The sequence below is a fragment of the Streptomyces sp. NPDC048277 genome, from assembly GCF_040652235.1.
Taxonomy (GTDB): domain Bacteria; phylum Actinomycetota; class Actinomycetes; order Streptomycetales; family Streptomycetaceae; genus Streptomyces.
The window spans coordinates 170,785-181,014 of sequence record NZ_JBEZLQ010000023.1; the positions used below are offsets into that span (position 1 = coordinate 170,785).

Genomic DNA, 10,230 nt, shown 5'->3' on the forward strand with positions numbered 1-10,230 from the left:
GTCGAAGGGCACCGACGTCAATCGATCAAGTTCGGTAGCGTTCGGGTGCATGGAAGACGGCGTGTACGTGGGTAATGCAGGCAAGGACGCGGCAGTGGACCGGGGTTGGCTGGTCGGGCACTTCAAGGAGCACGGTAGTCCTCGTCACAGCGACGCCGTCGAGGTCAAGTGGGGCGTCCACCCGCGTGGTGAGCGGCGAGCGCAGTGGGTGACGGGCGAAGTGCGTTCAGCTGTCCTCGTTCTCATCTCAGGTCGCTTCCGCATGGAGTTCCCGGGTCGTAGCGTGCTGCTGGAAGAACAAGGCGACTATGTCGTCTGGGGCCAGGGAGTGGATCACTCCTGGGTCGCGGAGGACGAGTCCGTGGTGCTGACCCTGCGATGGCCTTCCGTGCCTGGATACGCTGAGCCCTCTCCAGCCTGACGGCGGGGAGGTGATCCTGCGAGCCGGCGCAGCGCCGCGCAGTCGACGGTCGGTACGAGCGGCTCCCAGCCCTCGGGCCGCCCGGTTCCTTCCGAGAGCCACGGCAGTCCGCCCGAGCGCGTGGGCGGACGGGTGTTCGCGTTCCCGGGCAGTTGCTCGTACGGCAGCGGGTGGACTCAGGGCCACAGGCGCTGCGTCATCTCGTGCGCGACGGCCGAGGGAACGCCGTGTTCCCTCACCGCCGCACGGATGTGGCCGTTGTTCCGGGACCCGGTCCGTGTCCCGGAACAACGGCTGCGGAGGGGGTCAGGGGATGAGCCGCCACTGGTCGATGTAGCCGACGTCGATCGCGGCGTGGTCCTGGACACGGAGCTTCCAGGTGCCGGTCAGGGGTTGGGCGGACGCGTCGACCGTGAAGGTCTGGTCGACGTTGTCGGCGGAGCCGCCGCTTCGGTTCAGAAGCGAGTAGACGGTTCCGTCGGGGCCGACGAGGTCGACGGTGAGGTCACCCCGGTAGGTGTGGATGATCTTCACGTAGACCCGGGTGGTCGCCGAGGCGTTCCCGGTGCGGCCGGTGACGGTGACCGGGGACTCCACCGCGGCACTGTTGTCCGGTATGTCGACCCGGGTGGCGTTGGCGTAGACGTAGGCCACCTCCCACGCGAAGTCCACGGTGCTGCTCGAACCCGTGTCGTCGGTGACCGTGACGGTGACGTCGCTGGTCCCGAGCGTGGTCGGAGTGCCGGAGATCAGGCCCGTGTCACTGATCGTCAGCCCGTCCGGCAGTCCGGTCGCCGTGTACGTCAGCCCCGCACCGGAGTTCGTGGTGTAGGCGTCCGTCTGGAGCGTGACCGCCTGGCCGATGCCGCTGATCTGGTTAGCGACAGGTGTCACGTTGACGCCGAGTGCGACCCGGTGCCCCACGTTGATCGCGGCCCATGCGTTGGCCACGGCGAGGTAGGAGGGGCTGTAGGCGCCGAAGAGGTCGGCCGCGGCCTGGAGCGTGGCCGTCCGGGCGCCCGCGTAGTCGGTGCTGGACGTCATGTAGGTGGTGAGCGCCCGGTACCAGACGCGCTGGGCGTTCTCGATGCCGATGCCCGTCACCGGCAGGCCGTCGTAGGTGGGGCTGTCGTAGGCGACCCCGTTGACGGTCTTGGCTCCGCTGCCCTCGGAGAGCAGGTAGAAGAAGTGGTTGGCCGGGCCCGAGGAGTAGTGGACGTCGAGGCCGCCGAGGGAGGAGCTCCAGTAGTCGCTGGAGGCGCCGTCGCGGGAGGGCTTGTCCATGTAGCGCAGCGGGGTGCCGTTGCCGTTGATGTCGATCTTCTCGCCGACCAGGTAGTCCGGGACGTCGGCGGGGAGGTTCTCGTAGAACTCGACGGCGGCGGCGAAGATGTCGGAGGTGGCCTCGTTCAGGCCGCCCGACTCGCCGGAGTAGGTGAGGCCCGCGGTCGCGGCGGTGACGCCGTGGCTCATCTCGTGGGCGGCGACGTCGAGTGCGGTGAGCGGGTGGGTGTTGCCGGACCCGTCGCCGTACGTCATGCAGAAGCAGGTGTCCGACCAGAAGGCGTTGACGTAGTTGTTGCCGTAGTGGGCGCGGCTGTAGGCGGCGACGCCGTCGTTGCGGATGCCGTTGCGGCCGAAGACGTTCTTGTAGAAGTCCCAGGTGGCCGCCGCGCCGAAGGCCACGTCGACGCCCGCGGTCTGCCGGTTGGCCGGGGTGCCGTCGCCCCAGACATCGTTGTCGTCGGTGAAGAGGGTGCCGGTGCCGGACGTGCCCTGGTTGAGGTCGTAGGTACGGTGTCCGGCTCGGTCGCCGTCGACGAGTTGGTAGGTGGAGCCGGAGAGTGTGGTGCCGAGGGGCACGGTTCCGTTGAACTGGCCGGTGCCGGTGCCGGTTTCGATGCCCTGGTAGCGGAAGAGCTGCTTGCCCGAGGCCGCGTCGGTGATCACATGGAGTTCGTTGGGCGTGCCGTCGTCCTGGAATCCGCCGACCACCGATTCCCAGGCCAGGGCGGGCTTGCCCGAGGCGGCCCAGACGACGAGACGCGGGGCGCCCTCGACCACGGGGTGCTCGGCACCGGACTTCGCGGCGACGCCGAGCGCCCGGGCCTTCGCGGTGGCCGCGGGGACCTTCGCCTTGGTGGAGGGGAGCGCGAGGGCCGTCTTCGTGGCCCGGGACACCGTGAGCCGGTCGCCGTTCGCGTGGACGATCAGGTCGCCGCCGAGGACGGGCAGGCCGTCGTAGGTGCGTTCGTAGCGGGTGTGTGTCGTGCCGTCGGCGTCGAGTGCGACGTCCTTGACGACGAGCTTCTCGCCGGCGCCGAGGCGCAGTGCCCTCGCGGTGTCCGGTGCGTCCGCCGCGGCGTGCTTCAGCAGTGCGCTGTGCCGCGCCGGTGAGAGCGAGGCGGGGGCCGCGCCGGCCCTCGGGGCGGCCAGGATGCGGGCGGGGTCGCGGACTTGGGGACCGGCCACGGCGATGTCGTTCTGGATGCCGATGGCGAGCAGGGTGGTCGCGGCGGTCAGCGCCAGGGTCATGGTGTGTCTGGTGCGGCGATGGTGACGGTCCTGCCGGAACATGGCGTTCTCCTTCTGTGGGGTGGCGGGCTCGGCGGAGCCCTGGAGAGCGGGTCGGCTGGGTCGAGCCGTCCGGCGGCGCGCGGGTGCCAAGGGCACGGTCCGACGTGGTGACGTCTGGTGGGCCGAGCCGGTGCGGTAGGAGGGAGATACGGGGGTTTTGTGAGTCACCTATGAATGGGTGGTGAACCTCGGAGAGCAGAGTGACATCCACCGGACAGCGATGTCATGACCGCATCAACACAACGGCTTGAACTGGTGGTTGCGAACCGGGGTTTCGACCACCCGGCCCACGGTTTTCGGCCGCCACCTGGGCGGGACAGGCCCGAGCGCCCCGGCTCTGGGGCAGCCGACGTACGCGGTGGGGGCCGGCGTACGCCGCAGGGAGCGGCGTGGGCACCGTGCGACCGGGCCGCGGGTGTCAACCGGTACGGACGGAGACCTCGGTGCCGGTGCGGAACGGCACCCTGAGCGAGACGAAGCCGTTGTCGGGGCGGCGGATCCAGGCCGTGTAGTCGACGTAGTCGCCGCGCATCGCGCCGACGTTGTCGGTGACGACCACGGCACCGGTGCGCAGTGCGGGCGTGACCAGTTTCAGCACATCCAGGGCCGCCTCGGGCCAGCCGTCGTTGAGGAGCAAGTCGACCGGCCCGGGGAGATCACGCAGCGTCTCCCGCGCGTCTCCCTGGCGGATGTCCACGTACTCCTCGAGACCGGCCTCCCGTATGTGCGCGCGGGCCTGCTCGGCCTTGTGCTCGACGAGCTCGGTGCCGATGACGGTGCCACCGCCGTTGTCGCGGACCGCGGCGGCCAGCCAGAGGGTCGAGACTCCGAAGGACGTCCCGAACTCGACGACCGTACGTGCCCGCACCGCGCGGGCCTGTGCATAGCAGTACGCGGCCTGCGCACGGTTCAGCGCGAGGAACTTGTCGTCCATGGCACGCCTCTGCCGCGCGGTGACAGAACTGGCGCGCCCCAGCACCATCGCGGGCAGTTTCGGCAGCAGGAGCGGAGCGAGCCTGAGCAGCTGCCGGTCGGCCTGTGCGTGCAGCCGCCGCGCCACCGCCGCGGTCCGGGGATCGAGGCAGGCGAAGTGGTCGGTCGCCGTGGAGGACATGCCGCACATCCTTCCGTCGCGGTTGCGCGACGCCCGCCGCGCAACCATCAGTGCAGGTTCGCCCAACGTAGGTCGGCCGGTGCGCACATGGCGGCCAACCGATAACGCGGACCGGCCAACTCCGCGACGATGCCCGGCATGCCGTGCGTGCCGCCGAGAGGATCGGTTCCATGAGCAGCTCACACGCCGCACCGGCGGTGCCGCCCGCGTCGCCGATCCTGAGCATCGAACGCGGTGACTCCGCGGAGGTCGAGCGGCGGCCGACTCACGCTCATCCCGAGCCGGTGCTGCTGTGGACGTCGACCGCGACGGTCCTGGGCACCGTCGCCTCCCGGGACTGGCTGGTCCCGCCGGGCTACGGGCTGTGGATTCCAGGCGGGATCGAGCACGGCGGGACCGTGCTGCGGGAAGGCGAGATGTCGGTCATCCATTTCGCCGCCGATCACTGCCCGATCACCTGGACCGAACCCACCGGGATCGCGGTCGGACCGCTGTTGCGCGAACTGATCGGACACCTGCGCCGAACGGGACCGGAGGACCCGAGCCGACTCCTCGGCGAGGCACTCATGTTCGAGCTGCTCACCCCGCTGGCCTCCCACGACATCCAGGTGTCCATGCCGGCCGACCCCCGCGTGCGCGCCGTCGCCGAACGGCTCCTCGCCGATCCCGCGGACCAGCGCGAACTCACGGCCTGGGCCGAGCACGTGCACACGGGAGTACGGACCCTGTCGAGGCTGTTCCGCGCCGAGACCGGGCTAAGTTTCGCGACGTGGCGGACTCACGTCCGCATCCGCGCCGCCATCCAGCTACTGGGCAGCGGAACAACGGTCAACGCCACCGCCCGTGCCGTCGGCTACCGCAGACCCAGCGCCTTCATCAGTGCCTTCCGCCGCGTCACCGGCCACACCCCCGGCACCTACCTCCAGACCGAAACGAACCCGCCGACGGCCCTCCGGTGAGGCCCGACAGAGGTTCGAGACCGGTGACGTCACGGGCTCCGGAGCCGCAGCAGTTCGGCGGCTGGTCTCGTAGTCATCGAGGGAGGCACCTGTAGGATCTTCTGCTCATGGACACGGGTGCAGGGCACGAGATGATCGCAATCCCGGCGGGGACGGTCACGCTGTCGGACCGGCGGACGCAGCGCAGTTGGGCGGTCGAGCTGGCCCCCTACGAACTCGCGACGTATCCCCTCACGCAAGCGTTGTACGCGCAGGTCACCGGGGAGCGTCCGAGCACCGCCCGTGGGGATCGGCTGCCTGTCGAGGGCGTCACCTGGTGGGACGCGGTCCAGTTCTGCAACGCCCTGTCCGAACGCGAGGGATTCACGCCCGTGTACCGCGTGCGGGACGGCGGCGAAGGCGTCGACTGGGACGTGACAGCCGACGGGTACCGGCTGCCGAGCGAAGCGGAGTGGGAGCACGCCTGCCGGGCCGGTACGGCCGGAGCGCGTTACGGCTCTCTCGACGAGATCGCCTGGCACCGAGGCAACTCGGAAGAGAGCATCCACGAGGTGGGCGGCCTGTGCCCCAACGCGTGGGGACTGCACGACATGCTCGGCAACGTGTGGGAATGGTGCTGGGACATCTACGACGCCGAGGTCTACGGCACCTACCGAGTACTGCGCGGTGGCGGCTGGTTCGACGAGCACTGGAGCTGCCGGGCTTCCGTGAGGCGCCGCAGCCACCCCACATTCCGGGTCGACGACGTCGGGTTCCGCATCGCACGTTCCGCGGTGCGCTGACCGATCCGCGACGTCGCGTTCGGACAGCACGTCCATGACGCGGCAGGCGTCAGCCCCATGAGTGGGACGCCTCGGTGACGTCCTGTGAGCAGTCGGGGTCAGGGCTCGATCCCCGAGACAGTGCGCGTCGGATCGACGATCTCCTGGGTGCCGATCACCGTGAGCAGGTCCAGCAGGTCGGCGCTGTCCGTGCCGACCGCGGGGGTGAACCAGAGCAGTCGTTGCCGGCCGTCCTCGCTGAACAGGTTGAGACAGTTGACCTCGATCAGACCGAGCGTGGGGTGGTTGAGGCGTTTGCGGTCGTCTCGCCGGAACGCCACGTCGTGCTCGGCCCACAGCGCGGCGAATTCGGTGGAGAGGTCGAGCAGCGCACCGATCATCGAGCCGGCTTCGACGTCCTTCGCGTCCCGCCTGGCCGCGGCTGCCCGCAGATCGGCGACGAAGGCGCGGGACTGGACTTCGTGGTCGGCTTCCGGGTAGAGCTGCCGGGCTTCGGGCTCGGTGAACCACCGGTGGACGAAACTGGCCCGGGTGCCCCGGAAGCCGGACTGATCTCCGAGCAGGGCCACGGCAAGCGGGTTCTGCACCAGGGTGACGTGCAGGTCGGTGATGACCTGGGCGGGTGTCGACGTGAGCCGGTGGAGCAGATCCAGCATGCCGGGGTGTACGTGCGAGGCGGCCGAGCCTTGTACCGGCACCGGGCGATCGGCCAGGTGGTAGAGGTGGTCGCGTTCGTCGGCGGACAGGCGCAGCGCCCTGGCCAGGGCGGCGATCATCTGCTCGGACGGCTGGGAGCCGGCTCCGCGCTCAAGCTCGTTGTAGTAGTCCACTGACGCCCCGGCGAGCTGGGCGACCTCGTCACGCCGCAGCCCGGGCACCCGGCGGCGGGGCCCGGTGGGAAGCCCCACCTCGGCCGGGCGGATGCGTTCCCGCCGTGATCGCAGGAAGGATCCCAGTTCGATGTATTTCGCAGAGCCCATGGTCTTCATTCTGCGCTCGGCCGGGGCACTGACACAGGGGATGACATCCCCTGGTTCCGCCGGTCGGCGCTGTTCACGATGGAGCCATGAACGCACATCCATCCCCCCAGCCCTCGTCGACGACGCGGGTCGCCATCGTCACCGGCGGATCACGCGGCATCGGGCGGGCGGTCTCCCGGAGACTCGCCCAGGACGGCCTGGCCGTCGTGGTGAACTACGCCCGCGACGCGGCTGTCGCCGAGGAGACGGTGGCAGCCATCACCGCTGACGGCGGGCGGGCGATCGCGGTTCAGGGCGACGTGGCGGACGAGAACGCGGTCGCCGCGCTGTTCGACCGGGCGGAGAGGGAGTTCGGCGGCGTCGATGTGGTCGTCAACTCTGCAGGCAGGCTCGCTCTGTCGCCCATCGCCGAGCTCGACCTGACGGTGCTCGACGCTGTGCACCGCACCAACATCCGGGGCACCTTCGTCGTCGCCCAGCAGGCGGCACGGCGGCTGCGGGCCGGCGGCTCGTTCGTGGGGTTCTCGACCTCCGTGGTCGGCACGCAGTTCCCTGGTTACGGTGCGTATGCGGCGAGCAAGAGTGCCGTCGAGGCAATGACGCTGATCCTCGCCCGTGAGCTGCGAGGACGGGACATCACCGTGAACACCGTCGCCCCCGGACCCACGGCCACCGATCTGTTCCTCGAAGGCAAGACCGAGGACGAGATCGACCGGCTCGCCAAGACCCCGCCCTTGGAGAGGCTGGGCACTCCGGAGGACATCGCCCACGTCGTCGCCTTCCTCACCAGTCCGCAAGGGCACTGGGTGAACGGCCAGGTCCTGCGCGCCAACGGAGGCATGGTGTGACGACGACACAGCCGAACGTCGTGGTCGTCACCGGCGCCTCCAGCGGCTTCGGGAATCTCACCGCACGGGCCCTGGCCGAAGCCGGCCACACCGTCTACGCCGGCATGCGCGCGACCGCCGACCGCAATACCCCCGCCATGGCGGCGCTCGCCGAACTCAAGAAAGCGCGCGGCGTGCAGATAGCCGCTGTGGAGATGGACGTCCAGGACCAGGCGTCGGTCGACACCGCCATCGATCACGTGATGGCAGAACAGGGACGGGTCGACGTCGTGGTGCACAACGCCGGCCATATGGTTCTCGGGCCGACCGAGGCATTCACCGTCGCTCAGCTCACCGATGTCTACGACGTCAACGTGCTCTCCACGCAGCGAGTGAACCGCACGGTACTTCCGATCATGCGCAAACAGGGGCGAGGCCTGCTCGTGTGGGTCGGGTCCTCCTCGACCCGCGGCGGGCACCCTCCCTTCCTGGCGCCCTACTTCGCCGCCAAGGCCGCGATGGACGCCCTCGCCGAGAGCTACGCCGCCGAGCTCATCAAGTTCGGCATCGAGACCACCCTCGTCATACCCGGCGCCTACCCGAGCGGCACCAGCCATTTCACCCACGCCGGCACGCCTGCCGACACCACGCGTGCCGGGGAGTACGACGAGGCCTACGGTCGGCTCAGAGAGACGGTGACCGAGGCCCTCAGTGCCGCTTTTCCGTCCGGACGCGAAGCCGGCGAAGTGGCTGACGAAATCGTCCGGATCGTCGACCTGCCCCATGGCGCACGACCGTTCCGCAGCCACATCGATCCCAGTCGGGACGGCAGCGAGGTTGTTTCCGCGGTGTACGACCGGATTCGCTCGGAGTTCTTCCACCGCGCCGGCATCGCCGAGCTGCTCACTCCGCAAGCCAGCCTCTGACCACCCCGGCACCGTCCCGAGGACTGACCACCGTCCTCACCCCTCAGACAACTACTTCCGCATTCACGGAAGTAGTAATTCAAGGAGAAGCATCCATGCCTTTCGCCCATTTCAAGGTCCCCGCCGGCACTGTCACCGCCGAGGACAAGAAGAAGATCGTCGAGCGCACCACCGACCTGTACGCGGAGATCTACGGTGAGCGGGCCCGCCCCACCACCGTCGTACTCGTCGACGAAGTCACCGACGGCGGCTGGGGCGTCGCCGGCCACATCCTGACCGCCGCCATGCTCAACGGCGACGCCTGACACTCCGTTCATTTATGCGGGGCCCGGCACCGCAGTGCCGGCCCCGCCCGCCCATTGCCCCAACGTGTCCGAGTTGGCTCGGTCCTTCGATGAGCGGCTCAGTTGAAGCCGACGCTCCATCGCTGGGCGTTCGTCCCGTTGCAGGTGGCGAGTTGGAGCGCATCTCGCCCGCGGGCCCGACCCGACGTATTCAGGGGGCGGGGTCAGCAGCCTTACGCACCAAGGGGAGTTGCTGGCGATAAGCGCGCCGACACTGCTCGGCCTCTCCGACACCGTCCGCACCGCGGTCCGGACCGCGACACCGGAAACGCTGTGCGTCGGCGTGGAGGGTTTCGGCCTCTCCCCCGAACTCGACGCGCGGGTCCGTGCGGCGACCGCGGCGCTGCGCATCGTGCATCCGCGGGCCTCGGTCTCGTTGTGAGGACTGGGCGACGTGCGGCGCTGGACGGCGCCCGGATCGAGCTGGTCGCGCCTCGGAACTCAACGACATGATGTCGCGCCTGGCGGTGTGCAGCGCGAGGTGCTCGCGCTCCACACCTCAACCCAGCCGCAGCTACCGCCTGGCCTTCGCTCGCCAAGTGGTCCGGTCCGGAAGTCCTTCGGGGGTTGACGGTGGTATCGGGGTGGTGGTCACTGTCTGGTCAGATGCTGGCGGCGGTACGCCAGCCACCGGTGAACAAGCTCACCCGCGCCACCGGCCTGCGCAACCTCCTCCTCCACGACACGGCTCAGGACCAGATCTGGCTGGAGAACATCCAGATCGCCTCGCCCAGCACTGGCCCTGGACCGACCTGATCACCAATGCCCTGGACCGACTCCACGCCCTCCCGAACCCCGGCTGACCAGCAGCGTTCCGTCCCTGCGAGCAGCGCCGCCCCGACCGGAGCCGTGGAACCCGGCCCACACCCGACGCGACAGTCGGGCGCTCAACCTGCCCCGACTCCGGAAACCCCCACCAGTACTCACCATAAAGGGTCCGTCAGCAAGCTGACGGACCCTTTATGAACGATCGAGCTTCGTGATGCGACTGGGGTCGAGGCTGACCCTGCGCAGGGTTTTGAAGGTGGTCTTGAGCAGGGAGTTGGCGCGCTCGCAGACGCCGTGAATGCCGCGGATGACCTTGTTGTAGGTCTGCCGGGCCTCGGTCAGCTTGCCTCCGGCGGGCTTCTTGTGCGGGTGGCGGAAGAGACCCGGATCGGCCAGCCGTCCGGGGTGGAGATGACCTGCACGTTCCCACCGTGATGCGGTGTTTCCCGGACCACCACAGGTCCGCGCCGTTGGGACCGGGAGCGGCGACGCGATCGGTGCGGATGACGGTGCCGTCGAGGTTCAGGTGCGT

The 10,230-nt window shown here is 69.3% G+C and carries 11 protein-coding genes and 1 pseudogene; 8 read left to right on the plus strand and 4 right to left on the minus strand.

Translation table 11 applies throughout. From position 1 onward, the window contains the following. The first annotated feature begins 49 nt into the window (after positions 1-49). The gene (locus tag AB0D85_RS38310) at positions 50-421 is read left to right on the plus strand and encodes a signal peptidase I (RefSeq protein ID WP_362330953.1); all 372 of its coding nucleotides are present in this window, start codon (positions 50-52) and stop codon (positions 419-421) included. 306 nt (positions 422-727) lie between these two features. Here the strand turns inward: AB0D85_RS38310 and AB0D85_RS38315 are convergent, their stop codons facing one another. Together AB0D85_RS38315 and AB0D85_RS38320 are read right to left on the minus strand one after the other, a co-directional pair. After that, complete coding sequence (locus AB0D85_RS38315) at positions 728-2,998, minus strand: M4 family metallopeptidase (RefSeq protein WP_362330956.1); 2,271 nt, start codon at positions 2,996-2,998, stop codon at positions 728-730. A gap of 418 nt (positions 2,999-3,416) precedes the next feature. Then, positions 3,417-4,112, minus strand: coding sequence for a class I SAM-dependent methyltransferase (locus tag AB0D85_RS38320; RefSeq protein ID WP_362330959.1), 696 nt, complete (start codon positions 4,110-4,112; stop codon positions 3,417-3,419). Between the two features lie 170 nt (positions 4,113-4,282). Here AB0D85_RS38320 and AB0D85_RS38325 point away from each other — a divergent pair, with 170 nt between their 5' ends. Continuing rightward, positions 4,283-5,071 carry an AraC family transcriptional regulator gene (locus AB0D85_RS38325; RefSeq protein WP_362330961.1) on the plus strand — a complete coding sequence of 263 codons (789 nt, stop codon included), beginning with the start codon at positions 4,283-4,285 and terminating at the stop codon, positions 5,069-5,071. Between the two features lie 107 nt (positions 5,072-5,178). Beyond that, on the plus strand, positions 5,179-5,853 hold the full coding sequence (locus tag AB0D85_RS38330) for an SUMF1/EgtB/PvdO family nonheme iron enzyme (RefSeq protein ID WP_362330964.1): 675 nt from the start codon (positions 5,179-5,181) through the stop codon (positions 5,851-5,853). Between the two features lie 98 nt (positions 5,854-5,951). Here AB0D85_RS38330 and AB0D85_RS38335 read toward each other — a convergent pair whose 3' ends face one another. Beyond that, on the minus strand, positions 5,952-6,842 hold the full coding sequence (locus AB0D85_RS38335; RefSeq protein ID WP_362330967.1) for a helix-turn-helix transcriptional regulator: 891 nt from the start codon (positions 6,840-6,842) through the stop codon (positions 5,952-5,954). Between the two features lie 77 nt (positions 6,843-6,919). On the opposite strand from AB0D85_RS38335, the gene AB0D85_RS38340 reads away from it, so the two are divergent. The 5 genes from AB0D85_RS38340 to AB0D85_RS38360 all read left to right on the plus strand — a co-directional run bounded on the left by AB0D85_RS38340 (position 6,920) and on the right by AB0D85_RS38360 (position 9,686). Then, positions 6,920-7,681, plus strand: coding sequence for an SDR family oxidoreductase (locus AB0D85_RS38340; protein ID WP_362330970.1), 762 nt, complete (start codon positions 6,920-6,922; stop codon positions 7,679-7,681). Then, positions 7,678-8,586: an SDR family oxidoreductase gene (locus tag AB0D85_RS38345; protein ID WP_362330973.1), complete on the plus strand. Its 909-nt coding sequence runs from the start codon at positions 7,678-7,680 to the stop codon at positions 8,584-8,586. The genes AB0D85_RS38340 and AB0D85_RS38345 overlap by 4 nt, the downstream gene beginning before the upstream one ends. Positions 8,587-8,681: 95 nt before the next feature. Further along, entirely contained in the window at positions 8,682-8,891 is a 210-nt protein-coding gene (locus AB0D85_RS38350; protein ID WP_362330976.1) for a 4-oxalocrotonate tautomerase family protein, read from the plus strand. A gap of 229 nt (positions 8,892-9,120) precedes the next feature. Then, the gene (locus tag AB0D85_RS38355) at positions 9,121-9,312 is read left to right on the plus strand and encodes a hypothetical protein (RefSeq protein ID WP_362330979.1); all 192 of its coding nucleotides are present in this window, start codon (positions 9,121-9,123) and stop codon (positions 9,310-9,312) included. 224 nt (positions 9,313-9,536) lie between these two features. Then, positions 9,537-9,686, plus strand: coding sequence for a hypothetical protein (locus AB0D85_RS38360; protein WP_362331003.1), 150 nt, complete (start codon positions 9,537-9,539; stop codon positions 9,684-9,686). A gap of 204 nt (positions 9,687-9,890) precedes the next feature. Here the strand turns inward: AB0D85_RS38360 and AB0D85_RS38365 are convergent. Continuing rightward, positions 9,891-10,230: pseudogene (locus AB0D85_RS38365) on the minus strand (transposase family protein); the annotation flags it as partial.

Excerpts from the sequence above, each read along its gene's own strand:
- AB0D85_RS38310 (WP_362330953.1), top strand. The coding sequence starts at position 50 with ATGGAAGACGGCGTGTACGTGGGTAATGCAGGCAAGGACGCGGCAGTG.
- AB0D85_RS38315 (WP_362330956.1), bottom strand. The coding sequence starts at position 2,998 with ATGTTCCGGCAGGACCGTCACCATCGCCGCACCAGACACACCATGACC.
- AB0D85_RS38320 (WP_362330959.1), bottom strand. The coding sequence starts at position 4,112 with ATGTCCTCCACGGCGACCGACCACTTCGCCTGCCTCGATCCCCGGACC.
- AB0D85_RS38325 (WP_362330961.1), top strand. The coding sequence starts at position 4,283 with ATGAGCAGCTCACACGCCGCACCGGCGGTGCCGCCCGCGTCGCCGATC.
- AB0D85_RS38330 (WP_362330964.1), top strand. The coding sequence starts at position 5,179 with ATGGACACGGGTGCAGGGCACGAGATGATCGCAATCCCGGCGGGGACG.
- AB0D85_RS38335 (WP_362330967.1), bottom strand. The coding sequence starts at position 6,842 with ATGAAGACCATGGGCTCTGCGAAATACATCGAACTGGGATCCTTCCTG.
- AB0D85_RS38340 (WP_362330970.1), top strand. The coding sequence starts at position 6,920 with ATGAACGCACATCCATCCCCCCAGCCCTCGTCGACGACGCGGGTCGCC.
- AB0D85_RS38350 (WP_362330976.1), top strand. The coding sequence starts at position 8,682 with ATGCCTTTCGCCCATTTCAAGGTCCCCGCCGGCACTGTCACCGCCGAG.
- AB0D85_RS38360 (WP_362331003.1), top strand. The coding sequence starts at position 9,537 with ATGCTGGCGGCGGTACGCCAGCCACCGGTGAACAAGCTCACCCGCGCC.